Raw genomic sequence first — 17,949 nt, forward strand, 5'->3', positions numbered from 1 at the left:
AGGTTGCTATATTTGTCGTTTTTTGTCGGTAAGTCGATATATCTAGAAAATCGCTGATATATTCAGAAAATCGCCGATATAATTTCATTTACCGCTGAACTCTCCCAGAAAAGAAAAAAGACGCCACATAGCGCCTTTTCTACGAATGAAACGGGAACAAAAGTGTAATCGTCGTTCCTTTTCTCAGTTCGCTGTCAATAGAAATTGTTCCGTTATGAGCATGAACGAGCTGTTTCGTAATAGCGAGGCCAAGTCCAGTTCCGATGTTACTTTCTTCTGTATTTGTTCCTCTGTAATATCGCTCAAATAGAAGCTCTTTCGTTTTATCATCCATTCCTTTTCCATTATCTGAAATAGATAGTGTAAATGAAGTAGTGTTTTGTGAAAGTTTTACGATGACGTTTGTCGTTTCATTATTATGTTTTACAGCGTTTACGAGTAAGTTTTCGATAATACGCTGGAACCATTTTTCTTCAATGAAATATTGAATTTTATTTGAGCTCGGTACGAATTCAATATTTTGATTTTGAAGTGTCGGGTTATTAATAAATTGTAATAATACTTTTTGAACGAATTGATTCATTTCAATGTTTACGTGCTGCGCAGGAAGACTGTTATTTTTTAATTGATACGTTAAGCTTAAGTCATCAATTAATGTCGTCATATATTGCGATTTCTCTTTCATAACGCTGCCGAATTGTTGAATGTCATGATTAGTCCAGTTGTACTGCTTTGATTCTAGTAATAATGCGTAGCCATAAATAGAGCTAAGTGGGGTTTTTAAATCGTGCGTTAGACCGGTAATCCATTCTTCACGTGTTTGCTGCAATACTTGTCTCATTGCATCATTCTTTTTGAGTGTAATAGAAAGGTGCTCTAGTGAACTTGTCACGTCTCGAAATAAGCGAAATGACCATTTTTCTTTACCAGATCGCCGAAACCTGACAGGTTTCCCTTTTTTACTAACAGGCTCTTCGTACTTTCCGCCAGCGATATTTTTAAGCCAACGCATCGCATGTAATAACGGTTTTCCGAATTTATTACCGTACCAAATAGAAAGAATGACTAAATACACAAATACGATAAGAAGGATTAATCCGCATCCGATTAGAAACTTTTTAGTAAATACATCTTCTATTTCATCATCTGGGTAGTAGTGCTCATTTTTGGCAGTTACAACGAGAAGATGATTGCTATTTGTGTCGTAAAAGCTAGACGTGTTTTCTTTATGATTCCACGGTTCTTTTTCACTAAGAGCAGCTTGTATAACAGAAAATGTTTTTTTCTTTCCGTTTGGATAGGAGAATACTTCTTCGCCAACGCTATTAAAGACTTGAAGTGTTGCTTTTTCTTTAGAAAGTAGCTGCTGTTCTTCTTCTGTTAATGTGAACGAATCTGTAGATACAGAAGGATGCTCTTTCTGGATCGTTTTCAGTAATACATTGCTTTTTAACATACCGCCGTAAATAACAAGTACGTTCTTTTCTTCTAATTCAATTTCCCAATATGTAAATGTATAAGGGCTTTCTATATGATTCTGTATATACGAGAATAATGATGATTTCGTATAAGATGTTGGCACGTCACTAGGCGTATTAAAGTGATAGAGAACTTTGCCGTTTTCCTCCACAACTTGAATCCAATCATTTTTCTCTTTAATTAAGTCTTTTACTTCAGTTTTTAACGAAATATCACCATCTTCTGAAGAGATATATCTTGCAATCATAAAATTTTCAGCATCTGGAATGTTCGGTTCGTATGAAGTACTCGTAACAAGAAAAATTAAATACGTGAAAGCCGCTACTACAGCAATCAGTAATGTAACTAAAACAAATACGTGTTGCATGATAAACTGGATAATAAGTCGTTTATTAAAGTTCATATCGTCACCCTACTTTGTAATGAACTTATAGCCAAGCCCGCGAACGGTTTTTATATATTCTGGTTTACTTGGGTCTTGTTCAATTTTTTCACGTAGTTTTCGAATGTGGACCATAACGGTATTATCATCGCCATTATAGGCAGGTGCTCCCCAAACTTTCTCGTATATTTCTTCTTTCGAAAATACGTAATTCGGATTCTCGCAAAAGAAGAGTAATAGCTGAAATAGCTGGGCGGAACATTCGACAACATGTCCATTTACTGTAAGCTCTGCGGAATATCGATCAATTTCAAATCTACCAAAGGAACTGGATTGTGCTTTTTGTTCGTGTGGTACTGCTTGTTTCATATGTCTTCGGAGTTGTGCTTTCATACGAGCTACTACTTCAAGTGGATTAAATGGCTTCGTAATATAATCATCTGCACCGTGTGAAAATCCTGATATTTTATCTAAATCAGATGTTTTAGCTGTGAGGAAGAAGATAGGACAATCTGTTTTTTGGCGAATGACCGGACAAATATCAAATCCAGATTGTCCAGGAAGCATGACATCTAAAATAATTAAATCGTAATCGTTTTGCTGAGTAAGAGATAAAGCCATTTCAGCTGATGTTGCAGTTGTAATATGAGAAAAACCTTCTTTTTCAAGAATGGTAGTTAGTAATTGTAAAATTGCTGTTTCATCATCAACGAGCAAAATATTTGCTTCATACATAAAAAACCCCTCCTAATTTCCTCGAATATCATATCATCTTTCTGTAACTTATGGAATTTTTAAGGAAATTTTAAGGTTTTCTTTCTCAAAAAATTAAGAATCAAATGATATGATAAAAGTAACATAGGGGAGGAGATGAGTGTGAATCCGTTTCAAACGATGCGAGCTAGATATTTTTTAATTGTATTTGCACTATTAACTTTAGTTGCAAGAGCCAGTAATGAATTGATAGAAAATACATTTCATATGCAAAATTCTACTTTTATAAATATTCTTATATTCTATATTCTGCCGATTATGTGGATCTTTTTTGAATATAGAAAACACCGTGTTTCATTTTCATTATTTATTAATAGAAATGAAACATTTAACCTGGTTCAAGTTTTATACATTACGATTATGTTATGCGTGTTTAGTTATGGATATCTTATTTTGTACATGTATAGTTTTGCATGGATTACACCGGCATTTATTATGAACGCGTTACGTGAACCGATTATAGATAGTACAGGGGGATATGTATATCAATTTATTATGGTCGTATTCATTGCGCCAATTATTGGTGAATTTGTTTTTCGTGGATTTTTACTGCAACGCTTTGCAGCAAAATGGGGAACGAGTATAGCGATTATTGTAGTAGCGATGTTGTTTGCGTTGTTACATGTTGATTTCCTAGGCGCAGTTGTATTTAGCGTTGTACTATCAATCGTATATATTCGTACGAATAGCTTACTCATGCCAATTGCTATTCACATGTTAAACAATGCATTTGTAATTGGCCTTTCTTTTCTAATAAATAAAGAAGAGATAATGAGTTTTGCAGATTTCTCAAATTATACGACGTTCTTTCCAGGACTTATTATTTTTATAACAGGATTAAACTTAGTACTTATCTTTTTATTTGTTAACCGCAAATATTGGAATAAAGAAATGCCAGCTATATATGTAGAGCAGGAAAAGAGCTTTTCAGATGTAGTGGGGAGTAAATGAGATGAAGAAGACGATTGAAAAAATATTGAAAGACATTATAGATGCTACGTCTATTACAGATATGTGTGATAAAAGCGTTTGTCATTGGTTTCAACCTGTAGTAGATACGATTGTGTTTCCGGAGTATTACTTATTTTCTAGTACTCATGTAAAAGAAAATATTATTTCTCTTCTTATTGTGTTAGGGGTTTTACTAATATTTGGTCTAATTGTAGAAGAAATGATGAAGCGCATCTTCAGAAAAAATGAAGAGAAGTATATGTGGGTTCATAAAGTATTCGAGAAAGTAATAGTGGCTTTCCTTTTGTTTTATAGTATGAAAACAATCATTTACTTTATAGCTTTGAAACATCATTCATTCTAAATTTGAAAGGGATGTATAAAATTATATGAATGAAACAATATCGTCAAATAAGTTTCTTTATTTGATTTTGCTTAGTATTGTGCTGATCACGACAGTCAATGTTATTCTTCGCTGGGAGGAAGCTTATTTCTTTATGTATTTAGCACTCCATTTGCTAGGAATATTATGTATAAGTGGCGGAGTAGTTGCTGAAAAAAAGAGTGAAGAAAGCATTAATTATATGTGTGTGACCGGTCTTATTTTACTATTAGCTGTGCAAGGTATTATGAAATATAGTTCTTTTTCTTTACAAGATTTTAGTTTATTAGTGGATGTACTTCCTTAAGGAGGAACGTTATGTTATCTAAGAAGCAAATAGGATACGTACTAGTTTTAATTGGATTTTTTACGCTTATTGTAACGACGTTATTTTTTCAAGACTATGAATATATACGCTATATAAAAGGCGCTGGTTTCATATGTTGGGTTGTAAGTATATTTCTTATCCCAGAGTATGAACCGAAGAAAGTGTCTAAAAGTAGGTAAAACTCTTCTATTTGTAGAAGAGTTTTTTTATGTAAATAAAAGGCTCGCGAGCAATTCGCGTAATAAGCTTGTTCTAATTTAGCATGTATGAACTTACAATAATAATAGACAGGCAGCATAGAGGAGGGAATAGCGTGAGGAAGGTTATTGGGTGGTCACTTTTTTTGTACGTTGGGTTTGCGTTATTTATATATTGGTATTTATTTGGATGGAATCATGAACTTATTCCGGACATGTATAAAGGAACGAGTGCAGATCCAGAAACGTTTATGAATGCAAGAGAGCTTACGCTAAGCCAAGATTATTCGCGCGTGAAAAATTTACTATATTTTTTAGCGACGCCTCTTGAATGGATTATTTTATTATTTGTACTTGTGCTCGGTGTTTCAAAAAAGTTTGAGAAATGGTCGAAGGAAACGACGAAAATAAGTGTCCTGCAAGTTGCGATTTATTTCTTTTATTTATCACTACTCACAACAGTTCTTGCCCTGCCGATGCAATGGATTAGCCGAAAAGTGTCCGTTGATTACGGCATTTCAACGCAAAGTACACAAAGCTGGATAAAAGATCATGTTATCGGTTTTTGGGAAAGTTATGCGACTATGTTAATCGTAGTTACTGTTCTGTTATGGCTTATCCGTAAATTCCCGAAGAGATGGTGGCTAGCGGGATGGGCACTCTCTGTTCCATTTACAATCTTTTTAACATTTATACAGCCGGTCGTTATTGATCCGCTTTATAATGACTTCTCGACACTGAAAAATAAAGAATTAGAAACGAAAATTTTAGCGATAGCAGAAAAAGCTGATATTCCAGCTAAACATGTATATGAAGTAAATATGTCGGAAAAAACGAATGCATTAAATGCATATGTAACAGGAATTGGCCCTAACGCTCGTATTGTAATGTGGGATACAACACTTAAGCAATTAAAAGATAAAGAGATTTTATTTATAATGGCCCATGAAATAGGGCATTATGTTATGAAACATATATATTGGGGCGTTGCGAGTTATGTGTTGCTATCGTTTATAGGGATGTATTTAATTAGCCGTATTATAAATATGTGTATTCGAAAATGGGGAGATACGCTGCAAATTTCAAAAGTAGCATGTTTTTCAATTTTACCTTTGTTTTTCTTAATTTCCTCTTTATTATCTTTTGCATCACAACCAGCAACAAACTATGTTTCTCGTATAGAAGAACGAGCGGCAGATCAATATGCTTTAGACATGACAAAGGACGGGAAATCTGGTGTAAAAACGTTTCAATATTTATCAAAAACGAGTTTAAGCCAAGTAAATCCACCTGCGTTAGTGAAGTTTTTCCTATACACACATCCACCAATTTTCGAAAGAATTCATACGTTTGAACAATATGAGAAACAAAGCAAAAAGAAGTAGCGATTATGCTACTTCTTTCTTTATAGAGATATAAGTTTGATATTGGGAATATTTATCATTGCTTTTTATTGTGATTTTGTAAATAATAAGCTATAAAATTCTAAAAATCTATATATAAAGGAATAAAGGTGGAAAAATGTATTTTTTACAAAATTTAAAAGTGAAATATAAATTATTATCGCTTATTTCATTAGCAGTTTTAGGTATGGTAATTATGAGCTGTGTAGCAATTAATTCTATTAACAAGATTAAGCACGATACAGAGGTTGTAGTAGATGATTATCAACATTCTGTAGTTTTATTAGAAGGAATGCTTCGTACACAAAATTCACTAGAGTATAACTTACTAGAATTAATTACAGCGTCACCAAATGAGGGGACAAATAAAGAGGGGATTATTGGTAATATTGAAAAGGATCTTGAAAAATATGATTCTTTATTAAAAGAATATGATGATGGCTTCAATTTAAGTAAGCAAGAGGATGAGCTGTTTCAGAAGATGAAGGAATCTTTGCCAAGTTATATGGAGACATATAAGAAGTTGTTTGATAAAGCGAAGGTAACAAATGAATCTCAAATGGTAAACGAATTTCATAAGGAATTAAAACTGAAGGGAGTAGAGTTAGCTAGTTATGCTGTAGATCTAGAAGCGTATGTTTCAAATTTAGCTGACCAAGTATTTAAAGATTCTCAAAAAATGATAGATCGGTCCGTTATTACTTTTATCATTCTTGTAGTAGTTACTACAGTCATTATATGTATAGTAAGCTATATTATTAGCAAGCTTATAGTTGCTCCTTTACAAACGGTTAGTCGTATGATGGAAAGAGCAAAAGAAGGAGATTTAACTGTACATGGTGAGTATAATGCTAAGGATGAATTAGGTGTATTAGTAAGTGATTTTAACGAAATGATTGCAGGGCTAAGAACAAATATGCAAGAAGTAGAGAATAATATTCAGCTTTTATTCCAACATGCAGACGGAGTAGTATCTGCATCGGAAGTATCTAGTGGTGCAGCGAAGAAAATCACGATAGATATTGAAGAAGTTGCAAATGGCGCAGAGGGCCAAATGCAGGCAATGGAGCAAACTGCGGGTGCGATGGAAGAGTTGACACAAGGAATGCAGAGTATAGTGAATACATCATCCTCTGTAAATGAATTGTCTGCTCAATCAGCATTAGATGCAGAGAGTGGTAACAAATCAATGAAACAAATGATTCAACAGATGGATACAATCCAAAATTCAGTACATAACGGTGTGAAACAAGTAGAGACTATGAAAGAACAATCAGAAGAAATTGTTAAAATCATTGATGTTATGCAAGGTATTACCTCTCAAATTAACTTATTAGCATTAAACGCCGCAATTGAGGCTGCTCGTGCTGGGGAAAGTGGTAGAGGATTTGCAATTGTGGCAGATGAAGTAAGAAAATTAGCAGAACAATCTAGTGATTCTGCAAAACAAATTGAGAAGCTTATTACTCAAGTTATGGGAACAACGAACCATACGGTACATATGATGGGGAAAGTAGATAAGGAGGTACAGGCAGGTACACAAGTAGTAATGCATACAGAAAAAGTATTTGGAAAAATTACAGAAAAAGTACAGCAAGTATCTGAGCAAATTCAAACGGTATCTATGTCTACAGATGAAATTGCAGCGAGTAGTGAGGAGATTTCGGCTTCTGCAGAAGACATGGCTCAAATATCCCAAAGATCATCTGACCGCACTGATAGGGTAAAAGAGTCTATTCAACAGCAAGAAAAATCTGTTCAAGAGATCTCGGTTTCAATTGAACAGATGCATAATGCAGCAGGAGGATTAAAACAAATAGTTGCCCAATTTACTCTTCAAAAGTAGTAGTATATTAAAGTTTTAATATAGAAAAATTCTACTCAATAAATAAAAAAATCATCCTATATAACAAAGGATGATTTTTTTATGGGAATTTTGTGCAGCTGTCACTTAATATATTCTATTTTTTTACAATTTTCCGATTGTAATATATAATAATACGTAATGTTTTGGAGATTTTTCATTTGTAAAAGATAGTTTATAGGAGGAGAGAAAGGGTGTTCAATAAAAAATCAATGCCGGCTATAAAAATGATCCTTTCGATGTCTATTTTCGGATCAATTGGATTTTTTTCTACTCAAACAGGTTTACCGTCTTTTGAATTAGTATTCGTTCGTTGCATTTGTGCGACTATATTTTTAGCATTATGTTGGCTCGTAACAGGACAGTATAAAAGTGAGAAATGGAATAAAAAAGAAGTAATGCAAATATTAGCATGCGGCGTATTTCTCGTTTTTAACTGGGTATTTTTATTTAAAGCGTTTGAAGTTATGTCGATTACAATTGCGATTTCAGTGTACCATCTTGCACCCATTATCGTATTAATGATTGGTAGTATTGTATTTAAAGAGAGACTTACAGTATTTGCGGTTATGTCCATTGTCATTTGTTTTATCGGTACCGTTTTAGTAGCTGGAGTAGACGGTAGTATGTCGTTAGAGAAATTAATGTCATCTGGAATGGTATGGGCACTTCTTGCAGCGTTATTTTATGCTTTTACCACTTTATTAGGAAAAGGAATTCAGCATACGAGCGCATATGCGATGACATTTTTACAAACGTTTTTAGGTATATTTTTATTGCTACCATTCGTAGATTTTGGCAAGTTTCAAGGGTTAACAGAGATGAACTGGATGATGATTACAGCAACAGGACTTATACATACGGGATTTGTATATTACTTATTTTTTGACAGTTTAAGAGGTTTATCGACGAGATTAATTTCTGTATTAGTGTTTTTAGATCCTGCGGTTGCAATATTATTAGATACAGTCTTTACCGGGTTTAGACCGACTAGTATGCAAGTAGTAGGGATTGTTCTTATATTTGTAGGAATGGCATTTACTTTTCGCAAGGGAACAGAGAAGGATTTATCGATGAAGGAAAGTGCTACTTTGTAATTTGAATAAAATGATATTGAAAAGACGCATATATACTATTTGCGTCTTTTTGTGTCAATAAAGTGAAATTTAAAAATGTAAAGGAGTTCACAAAGAGATTGTAGAATTTTTAATATATAGTACCTTAGATGTGAAAGCTTCCTTTTTGAAATAAGAAAGAAGGAGGTATAAAGCAGAGAGGTAGTCGAAATGGTTCTTCTAGAAGATTTGCATTTTATCTTACATTCACCAACAAATTAATACTCCTGAAATAATGAAGTTCATTTTATTTGAAAATACTTCATATGTAGTATGGATAACTTCGTATTATCTATTATTTTTCTATTTAACATAAAATGGAAATAGGGAGAGAGGACAATGAAGAAAAAATATTGGGTGTAATGATGATTGCGACAATGGTAGGCGGTATATTTGCAGGGACGAATGTGGCCCCTGTAAAAGCGGAAGAATATCCGGAAATGATCGTATTTGAGGATGTTCCATACGGATTTTGGGCATATGATGCTATTTTAGATTTAGCTTATAATAAAATTATAGTTGGATACGGAAATGGAAAGTATGGTGTTGGAGACCTTACAACACGTGAGCAAGTGGCAGCTTTAATTTATCGTGTATTTGATATAGAAGAACAAGGGGAATATGAAAACCCATATGGGGATATCGATGAAAACTCAACAAACTTTATTGAAGAGATATTAGCTTTAACGGAACTAGAAATTTTTATGGGAGACGAGCATGGAAACTTTAGACCGAAAGCAACGTTAACTCGTTCGGAAATGGCGCAAGTGCTTACGAATGCTTTTGATTTACAGGCGAAGGGATCTCATACGCTTAATGATGTTTCAGCAAATTCATGGGCAAAGAATGCAATTAGTGCAATACAAACAAATGGTATTACAGCGGGAATCGGAGATAATAAATTCGGCCTATCCATGAAAGTAAAAAGAGAGCAATACGCACAGTTTTTATACAAAGCAATTTTGCATGATATGGAACAAGGACAGCAATAAGGTTTAACCAGTAAAGTAATATTTGAAAAATAATACAAAAAGGTCATTGTTGTATAACAGTGGCCTTTTTTGTATGGGATAAAGCGCGAAAGAAAGGTATTTTGAAAAAAAAACGAAATGAATTTTCAAAAAAAACTTCCTTTTCTGAAGATTTGTTATATAATATAAAACATAAAATCAAATCTGTTATAAAACAGTTTAAGAAGGGGATGCTAATATGTCGACGCAAACTTCACGGGTTACATTGCCCGGAGAAATGTTACCGGCGTACAACGAAATATTGACACCTGAGGCGCTTAGTTTTTTAAAGGAACTACATGAAAATTTCAATGAGCGCCGCATAGAACTTTTACAAAAGCGTGCGGAGAAACAAAAGAGAATTGATGCAGGAGAGTTTCCGAAGTTTTTAGAAGAAACAAAGCGCATACGTGAAGCGGATTGGACAATTGCCAAATTGCCAAAAGATTTAGAGGATCGCCGCGTAGAGATTACTGGACCAGTAGATAGAAAGATGGTTATTAACGCTTTAAATTCAGGAGCGCATCTTTTTATGGCAGATTTTGAAGACTCGAATTCACCAACTTGGGAGAATGCAATTGAAGGTCAAATAAATTTACGAGATGCAGTGCAGGGAACGATTTCATATAAAAATGAAAACGGAAAAGAATATCGTTTAAATAGTAAAACAGCAGTATTAATTGTGCGTCCAAGAGGATGGCATTTAGAAGAAAAACATATGCAAGTTGATGGGAAGAATATGTCTGGTAGCTTAGTAGATTTCGGACTTTATTTTTTCCATAATGCGAAAGCTCTTTTAGCAAAAGGAAGCGGTCCATACTTTTACTTACCGAAAATGGAAAGCCATTTAGAAGCAAGGTTATGGAATGATGTTTTCGTATTTGCTCAAAAATATATCGGTATTCCAAACGGAACGATTAAAGCGACGGTGTTACTGGAAACGATTCACGCTTCGTTTGAAATGGATGAAATTTTGTATGAGCTTAAAGATCATTCTGCTGGGTTAAATTGCGGAAGATGGGATTATATTTTCAGCTTTCTAAAGAGCTTTCGTAAACATAATAAATTTTTACTTCCAGATAGAGCGCAAGTCACGATGACGGCGCCATTTATGCGCGCGTATTCTTTGAAAGTCATTCAAACGTGTCACCGCCGTAATGCGCCAGCCATTGGAGGAATGGCAGCACAAATTCCGATTAAAAACAATCCAGAAGCGAATGAAGCAGCTTTTGAAAAAGTACGTGCAGATAAAGAGCGCGAAGCTTTAGACGGTCATGACGGGACTTGGGTTGCCCACCCGGGACTCGTACCAGTTGCGATGGAAGTATTTAATCACATTATGAAAACCCCGAATCAAATTTTTAGAAAACGTGAAGAAATACATGTTACAGAAAAGGATTTATTAGAAGTACCAGTGGGAACGATTACAGAAGAGGGACTTCGCCTGAATATTAGCGTAGGTATTCAATATATCGCATCTTGGTTAAGCGGACGGGGAGCAGCACCAATTTATAACTTAATGGAAGATGCGGCAACAGCGGAAATTTCTAGGGCACAAGTATGGCAATGGATTCGTCATGAAGGTGGAAAGCTACATGACGGTCGTAATATTACGCTTGAATTGATGGAAGAGTTAAAAGAAGAAGAGCTAGCAAAAATAGAAAGAGAGATTGGTAAAGAAGCCTTTAAGAAAGGGAGATTCCAAGAGGCGACAACGTTGTTTACAAATCTCGTTCGGAATGATGAATTCGTACCATTTTTAACATTACCGGGTTATGAAATTTTATAAAAACGAAAAGGGGATGGAACAAATGAAAAACGAAAGAATTGAGAAATTACAAGAGAGTTGGGAATTAGATACGCGCTGGAAAGGGATTACACGCCCATATTCGGCACAAGATGTAATTCGCCTGCGCGGGTCAATTGATATTGAACATACGTTAGCGCGCCGCGGTGCTGAAAAGCTTTGGGCATCGCTTCATACGGAAGATTACATTAATGCACTTGGCGCATTAACAGGAAACCAAGCGATGCAACAAGTAAAAGCTGGGTTAAAAGCAATTTATTTAAGTGGATGGCAAGTAGCAGCAGATGCGAACCTTTCTGGCCATATGTATCCAGACCAAAGTTTATATCCAGCGAACAGCGTACCTGCTGTAGTAAAACGAATTAATCAAACACTTCAACGTGCGGATCAAATTCAGCATATGGAAGGAAGCGGTGATACAGATTATTTCGTACCGATTGTAGCAGATGCAGAAGCTGGATTTGGCGGACAATTAAATGTATTTGAGCTGATGAAAGGTATGATTGAAGCAGGTGCATCTGGCGTGCACTTTGAAGATCAATTATCTTCAGAGAAGAAATGCGGTCATTTAGGCGGAAAAGTATTACTACCAACGCAAACAGCGGTGCGTAATTTAATTTCTGCACGCCTTGCTGCAGACGTAATGGGAGTACCGACAATTATCGTTGCAAGAACAGATGCGGATGCAGCAGATTTAATTACGAGCGATATCGATCCGGTTGATCAAGCGTTTATTACAGGTGAAAGAACTCCAGAAGGATTTTACCGTACGAAAGCAGGTCTTGATCAAGCAATTGCACGTGGTTTAGCATACGCTCCTTATGCAGATCTCGTTTGGTGCGAAACATCTGAACCAAATTTAGAAGATGCAAAACGATTTGCGGATGCAATTCATAAAGAGCATCCAGGGAAATTGCTTGCATATAACTGTTCACCTTCATTTAACTGGAAACAAAAATTAGATGAAAAAACAATTGCAAGCTTCCAAAAAGAAATCGCATCTTACGGTTATAAGTTCCAGTTCGTAACACTAGCGGGATTCCACTCATTAAACTACGGCATGTTTGAATTAGCACGTGGCTATAAAGAGCGCGGCATGGCAGCATACTCTGAACTACAACAAGCAGAATTCGCAGCAGAAAAACACGGCTACTCTGCAACTCGTCATCAACGCGAAGTAGGAACAGGTTACTTTGATGAAGTAGCTCAAGTTATTACAGGCGGTACTTCATCAACGACAGCGCTAAAAGGATCTACAGAAGAAGCACAGTTTACGAAATAAAAGGAAGGGGCACCTTTTTGAAGGGTGCCCTTGTTATTTTCGGAACGATTCGAGAGTAAATGGAAATACATCAACGGTTTTTCAAATATATCGACTTACCGACAAAAAAGACGATATTATCAAATCCACTCAGCTCTATGATCGCGAATAAACTGCATATCTTTCTCATAATGCTCTAAATGTCCTTCATCAATCATTCTTTGGAAATTCAAGTCACCTTCTTGTGCTTTTCTTTTCATATATGTACATAATGCTTCTAATCGTAGTAACACTATTCCTAAGTAATCTTCGTCCATACTTTTACCGTAGGACTGGACAAACAATTTCACTCTTTCTTTCATACGGCTAGCATGTTGTGCCGATTCATAATGAACTGCCTCACCCGATTCTGTATAATACACTCTACTTAAAGGTACACAAGTATAAAGCGTATAAGCGATATCCCAAATTCTCGGACCAGGAGCAGCAACATCGAAATCAATAATACCTACTGGTTTCTCGTCATGAAAAATAATGTTATATATAGCAAAATCGTTATGGCAAATAACCTCAATGTTATTTGGAGTAAGATCCATCGGTTGCCATTCATCTGATAAGGGAAAGTCACTTACCGCATCATGATAAAGGCGGAGCATCTTTGCTATTTCCTTTAAAACATCATTAGATCGCATATATTCTTTTAACGGATAATTCCCAGCGTCTCCTTCAATAAAGGATAAAATCTCTCTATCTTTTTCATCTACATCTAAAAACTTTGGAGCATGATGAAACCCTTTGTTTTCTAAGTGTTGTAATAATGTATGAATTTTTGCACTACCTGGCTTTAATTCTCGCCGAACAGTATTTTCAGAACGATACACATTTGATACATTTCCCCCTGTAAGCTTTTCTTCGTTGGTGTAGTTTGACATATAATCCCCTCCAATATAACGACTGTACGATTATATTGTAACACTTCAGAACAAGGGATGTAATCGTATTCAAATGATGTTTGTGTTCACTTCATAGTGAAATCCGCACATACTAAAATCAATTATTTACGAATGTACAATCAATTTAATTTGTCAGTTATTTTCAAAAAAGATTGTACATTTCATTTTAAGTATGCTATGATGAAGTCAGTTGAATAGTTAAATTAAGCAATCCATATATTATCAAGTGCCGAAAAACGAACGAGAAAAAGTATGTGAGAACTAGTTTATGTTTCGTGTTTGATAATGTGTGGATTCTTTTTTTATACAGGAAGACTAAAATAAATTGTGTTTTCTTTAGGAGGAAATAATTATGGCAGTAACAGGACAAGTAAAATGGTTTAACAACGAAAAAGGATTCGGTTTCATCGAAGTTCCAGGCGAAAACGATGTATTCGTACATTTCTCTGCAATCGAAACTGAAGGTTTCAAATCTCTAGAAGAAGGTCAAAAAGTTAGCTTCGAAATCGAAGATGGTAACCGTGGACCTCAAGCTAAAAACGTAATCAAACTATAATTTTATAGTTTATTATGGAAAAAAGGGATGGCTGCTGCCATCCCTTTTTTTGTTGTAATATACGATGGAAAAGTATACAAATGAAGTAATACTCGATGTTCGTAGTGGGAATAAAGTAGACCTACACAATACGATTGAAGAAATCTCATTCGCTCGTTTTAGATGAAGAAAAAATAGTCGTTTTTTTTGAAGATGAAGAAGAATAAAAGGCTTTCCGAAATGGAAGGCCTTTTACTCTTCTTTTTCAACCTTTTTCTTCGCGCGTTTCTTACATTCAGGGCATTTCGATTTACGAAAAGGCTTTGCAAAAAATAGTAGAATGAAAAATAAGCCGAATATAATGCTAGCTGAGTTTTTCACGATCACAATGCTACTGTTTTTCATTTGAATCGTTGGTTGCATTTCTTTTTCTTCCATAGTGGACCTCCATTTATTGGATTTTCCTTTTAATTATAGCAAAGTTAATTGTCGTGATGATGAAAAATGAAGAAGCAGTTGTAAATATTTATAGGTAGTATATATGCATTTGTATAGGTTTTAAATTATGGAATCACTATATCATTATTTTATAATTTGGAAGATGTTTGATAAATGATAAAGTATTGTAAAAAAGCGGAATCTGTAAACCTATTCCTTTTCGTAGATGCTAAAATTATATATGCAGCTGCTAATATAAATGGAAAAAAAGGAGACAGTAGAATATGGAAAGTAAAGTAGAACGTTATGTTGAAAACTATGTGGTAAATAAAAATACAATGGCCTTACTTCCTGTTATTCTAAGTGAAAAGAAAATTGTTACACGAGTTGTTGAGAGGGAAGATTCCTTTTTCGTATTTCAAAAGCCTCTAGATATTATAGAAAGAAGTTGCCGCAAGCATGGTTCTAGTTTCTTAGGCAGAAAAGAAGGAACGAAAGAGTTAACTCATATTACACATAAAGCACCGATTGCGATTAGTCCGACAGATCAACTTTATTTTTTCCCCACTTATTCATACTCTAGAAAAGAGTGCGCTTGGTTGTCTCATTTTTATATTGAAAGTAATAAAGAGTCAAAGGACGGAAATGTTATTGTTAGATTTATAAATGGCTTTGCTGTGAAATTAGAAATATCAAAAAGTAGTTTTGAAAATCAACAAAATCGTACAGCGAAATTGCGTACTGAATATGAAGATCGTAGGAAAAAACAAGGGAGCCCTTGTTTTAAAGAGATAGATCAAAGAGATGAATCAACGTTAAGACCAGCTTATGAGAAAGTGTATTGTGTTAGAGAAGAGGATGTGTAAAAAGGGATTTTAGAAGTAGTTTAAAATGTAGTATGGGGTCTTTTAATATATGTGTCTTTCCGAAAAAAGCATTTCGGAAAGACGCATATATTTTTCGGGAGAATATATATTTTTTTATAATATAATATTAAAAGAGATTATATCGATTTCAAATTATAGAATTAAAAAATAGAAAGTGGGTATTAAATATGAAAAAAGCAGCAAGTGCAGCGGGACCAGAAGCTAAACAAGCGTTGCTAGATTTCTTTGCTTTAGGAAGTATTTATTCTGCTTGTTTTGAATAATGATATAGGAGTGAAATATGACTATCATCAGTACGATTTTCTTCTTTAGTTTTTCAGTGTTTTTTGTAATTCGTTATTTAAAATTAAAAAAGATATACGATTTATTAATGATATTTGTAGGTTTGTATGCAGGGCTTATAAATATGAAATTAATGAGTTTAAGTACAACGGTATCATATGTTTTAGATGCCATAGTTATTGTTCTAGTAATTATTTCTGTAATTCTTTTTCTTAAGGATAAAAAGAATAATTAAACGTTATTTATTAAAATTAAATTGAAATTCAAAAAGGACTACTTCAAAATTATAATTTTGAAGTAGTCCTTTTTATTATTTTTGCTTACTAAATTATAAAACTACTAGTTCTTTAATAATTGGAGAGAATACAAAATTAAAGTGTAAGGTTTGTTTTTCATATTATTTTAATTAATTAAAAGGTAGGTGTATTGTTGATATAAAAACCTCATTATGCGCAACAAAGTTGTTTTTGAAAAATATTGAGTGCCACTATATAGTATTTCTTTCTAAATATTGTCGAATATTGATAGATTATCATAGCATAATAATGAAGGAATTCTAATGGAAGATATGGAAACTTAATAATTACATCTCCATATGTCGTATCTACCATTTCCTCTTTCATATAAGCGATGATACAGTAGAGGTAGTACTTAGAGTAAAGGGGTAAAGTGTAGAATGGATTTTCAGACAATCAAAGAGTATTTTTCACCAGAAAATATGGATCATATTGTTGAAAGCTATAAAGCGTTCGGACCACTTCTTGGTATTGGTTTACCGATGATAGAAGCGTTGATTCCGGCATTGCCACTCATCGTATTTGTACTGGCGAATGCTGTTGCATTTGGATTTTGGCTCGGTTTTCTTTATTCTTGGCTTGGATCAGTAATGGGCGCCTTACTTGTCTTTTTCATTATCCGCCATTTTGGCCGAAGTCGTTTCTTTTCTTTTGTAAATAAGCATGAGAGAGTACGAAAGGCAATGGGGTGGATTGAAAGGAAAGGGTTTGCGCCAATTTTCGTCATATTTTGTTTTCCGTTTACACCGTCTGCGCTTATAAATGTTGTCGCTGGTTTATCTCGCATTAGTGTAAAGCAGTTTGGACTTGCGCTCGCGTTCGGAAAGCTTGTGATGATTTTTATTTTAACGTATATCGGTCATGATTTAATGTCATTTATTCATAATCCGGTGAAATCAGTCATTGTAGCAATTGGTATTTTTATTTTATGGTATGTCGGTAAGAAAATCGAAGTAAAGTTAGAACTACATTAAGAATAGTCTTCTTTGTAAAGGAAAGCTTCATTATTAAAGGATAAGGGGAGAAGCTGATGAAGAAAACTTTGAAAAAAGAAGGCATAGAGTGGATACGAACAATTTTAATTGGTGTATTATTAGCTGTATTTTTTCGAACGTTTTTCTTTTCAACGTACGTTGTAGAGGGGAAGTCAATGATGCCGACATTGCAAGATGGCAATATGCTCGTTGTAAATAAGGTGAGTTATCAAGTAGGGGACTTGAACAGGTTTGATGTTGTTGTGTTTCATGCGAATAAAAAAGAGGACTACGTAAAACGAATTATCGGTCTACCTGGGGATCAAATTGAATATAAGCATGATAAACTGTATATAAACGGACAATTCGTGGATGAACCTTATTTAGAGACGTATAAGAAAGAGACAAATGGACGACAACTAACAGGTGATTTTAAACTAGAAGAGTTAACGAAAGAAAAGTCGGTACCACCTGGATATATTTTTGTAGTAGGCGATAACCGACTCGGAAGCTGGGATAGTAGACACTTTGGATTTGTAAAAGCTGATACAGTTGTCGGTAAAGTTGATTTACGATATTGGCCAATTCAAGAGGTGCAAACGAATTTTTCAAAAGGTTGATATAATAGGTA

Annotated in this window: 18 protein-coding genes and 1 pseudogene; 15 read left to right on the forward strand and 4 right to left on the reverse strand. The window is 34.4% G+C overall.

Annotated elements, in window-relative coordinates; genetic code table 11:
* Positions 1-139 precede the first annotated feature (139 nt).
* Both ABH961_RS01015 and ABH961_RS01020 read right to left on the reverse strand, forming a co-directional pair.
* Positions 140-1,882: a sensor histidine kinase gene (locus ABH961_RS01015; RefSeq protein ID WP_404518763.1), complete on the reverse strand. Its 1,743-nt coding sequence runs from the start codon at positions 1,880-1,882 to the stop codon at positions 140-142.
* A 9-nt stretch (positions 1,883-1,891) separates the two neighbouring features.
* Positions 1,892-2,596 carry a response regulator transcription factor gene (locus tag ABH961_RS01020; protein WP_048545258.1) on the reverse strand — a complete coding sequence of 235 codons (705 nt, stop codon included), beginning with the start codon at positions 2,594-2,596 and terminating at the stop codon, positions 1,892-1,894.
* A 135-nt stretch (positions 2,597-2,731) separates the two neighbouring features.
* Here ABH961_RS01020 and ABH961_RS01025 point away from each other — a divergent pair, with 135 nt between their 5' ends.
* The 11 genes and pseudogenes from ABH961_RS01025 (at position 2,732) to aceA (ending at position 12,974) form a co-directional block, all read left to right on the forward strand.
* On the forward strand, positions 2,732-3,586 hold the full coding sequence (locus ABH961_RS01025; protein WP_098049084.1) for a CPBP family intramembrane glutamic endopeptidase: 855 nt from the start codon (positions 2,732-2,734) through the stop codon (positions 3,584-3,586).
* A gap of 1 nt (position 3,587) precedes the next feature.
* Positions 3,588-3,950, forward strand: a complete 363-nt coding sequence (locus ABH961_RS01030) for a hypothetical protein (protein WP_141497524.1) — start codon at positions 3,588-3,590, stop codon at positions 3,948-3,950.
* A 25-nt stretch (positions 3,951-3,975) separates the two neighbouring features.
* Positions 3,976-4,275 carry a DUF2101 family protein gene (locus ABH961_RS01035; RefSeq protein ID WP_048545250.1) on the forward strand — a complete coding sequence of 100 codons (300 nt, stop codon included), beginning with the start codon at positions 3,976-3,978 and terminating at the stop codon, positions 4,273-4,275.
* 11 nt (positions 4,276-4,286) lie between these two features.
* Complete coding sequence (locus ABH961_RS01040; RefSeq protein ID WP_098077664.1) at positions 4,287-4,475, forward strand: hypothetical protein; 189 nt, start codon at positions 4,287-4,289, stop codon at positions 4,473-4,475.
* A gap of 134 nt (positions 4,476-4,609) precedes the next feature.
* The gene (locus ABH961_RS01045) at positions 4,610-5,878 is read left to right on the forward strand and encodes a M48 family metallopeptidase (protein WP_141519984.1); all 1,269 of its coding nucleotides are present in this window, start codon (positions 4,610-4,612) and stop codon (positions 5,876-5,878) included.
* Between the two features lie 136 nt (positions 5,879-6,014).
* Positions 6,015-6,794, forward strand: a pseudogene (locus ABH961_RS30025) (MCP four helix bundle domain-containing protein); the annotation flags it as partial.
* A 156-nt stretch (positions 6,795-6,950) separates the two neighbouring features.
* Positions 6,951-7,742, forward strand: a complete 792-nt coding sequence (locus tag ABH961_RS30030) for a methyl-accepting chemotaxis protein (protein ID WP_483862361.1) — start codon at positions 6,951-6,953, stop codon at positions 7,740-7,742.
* Between the two features lie 212 nt (positions 7,743-7,954).
* Entirely contained in the window at positions 7,955-8,857 is a 903-nt protein-coding gene (locus ABH961_RS01055) for a DMT family transporter (RefSeq protein ID WP_074651410.1), read from the forward strand.
* Positions 8,858-9,240: 383 nt separating this feature from the next.
* Positions 9,241-9,867 carry an S-layer homology domain-containing protein gene (locus ABH961_RS01060; protein ID WP_404518767.1) on the forward strand — a complete coding sequence of 209 codons (627 nt, stop codon included), beginning with the start codon at positions 9,241-9,243 and terminating at the stop codon, positions 9,865-9,867.
* 217 nt (positions 9,868-10,084) lie between these two features.
* Positions 10,085-11,674: a malate synthase A gene (gene aceB / locus ABH961_RS01065; protein WP_098077673.1), complete on the forward strand. Its 1,590-nt coding sequence runs from the start codon at positions 10,085-10,087 to the stop codon at positions 11,672-11,674.
* Positions 11,675-11,696: 22 nt separating this feature from the next.
* On the forward strand, positions 11,697-12,974 hold the full coding sequence (gene aceA / locus ABH961_RS01070; protein ID WP_404518769.1) for an isocitrate lyase: 1,278 nt from the start codon (positions 11,697-11,699) through the stop codon (positions 12,972-12,974).
* A 119-nt stretch (positions 12,975-13,093) separates the two neighbouring features.
* Here the strand turns inward: aceA and ABH961_RS01075 are convergent, their stop codons facing one another.
* A complete protein-coding gene (locus tag ABH961_RS01075) occupies positions 13,094-13,885 on the reverse strand; it encodes a phosphotransferase (RefSeq protein ID WP_098077676.1) in 792 nt (263 codons plus the stop codon).
* A 373-nt stretch (positions 13,886-14,258) separates the two neighbouring features.
* On the opposite strand from ABH961_RS01075, the gene cspA reads away from it, so the two are divergent.
* Complete coding sequence (gene cspA, locus ABH961_RS01080) at positions 14,259-14,462, forward strand: RNA chaperone/antiterminator CspA (RefSeq protein ID WP_000301521.1); 204 nt, start codon at positions 14,259-14,261, stop codon at positions 14,460-14,462.
* Between the two features lie 231 nt (positions 14,463-14,693).
* On the opposite strand, the gene ABH961_RS01085 is transcribed toward cspA, so the two are convergent.
* On the reverse strand, positions 14,694-14,879 hold the full coding sequence (locus tag ABH961_RS01085; protein ID WP_000391436.1) for a hypothetical protein: 186 nt from the start codon (positions 14,877-14,879) through the stop codon (positions 14,694-14,696).
* Between the two features lie 284 nt (positions 14,880-15,163).
* Between ABH961_RS01085 and ABH961_RS01090 the strand changes: the two genes are divergently transcribed.
* The 3 genes from ABH961_RS01090 to lepB all read left to right on the forward strand — a co-directional run bounded on the left by ABH961_RS01090 (position 15,164) and on the right by lepB (position 17,938).
* The gene (locus ABH961_RS01090) at positions 15,164-15,745 is read left to right on the forward strand and encodes a competence protein ComK (RefSeq protein ID WP_098077679.1); all 582 of its coding nucleotides are present in this window, start codon (positions 15,164-15,166) and stop codon (positions 15,743-15,745) included.
* 979 nt (positions 15,746-16,724) lie between these two features.
* Complete coding sequence (locus ABH961_RS01095; RefSeq protein ID WP_000347517.1) at positions 16,725-17,318, forward strand: TVP38/TMEM64 family protein; 594 nt, start codon at positions 16,725-16,727, stop codon at positions 17,316-17,318.
* Positions 17,319-17,374: 56 nt separating this feature from the next.
* Positions 17,375-17,938: a signal peptidase I gene (gene lepB, locus ABH961_RS01100; RefSeq protein WP_048545235.1), complete on the forward strand. Its 564-nt coding sequence runs from the start codon at positions 17,375-17,377 to the stop codon at positions 17,936-17,938.
* The last annotated feature ends 11 nt before the right edge of the window (positions 17,939-17,949 follow it).

It is taken from the genome of Bacillus sp. RC251, assembly GCF_044908765.1.
Lineage (GTDB): Bacteria > Bacillota > Bacilli > Bacillales > Bacillaceae_G > Bacillus_A > Bacillus_A wiedmannii.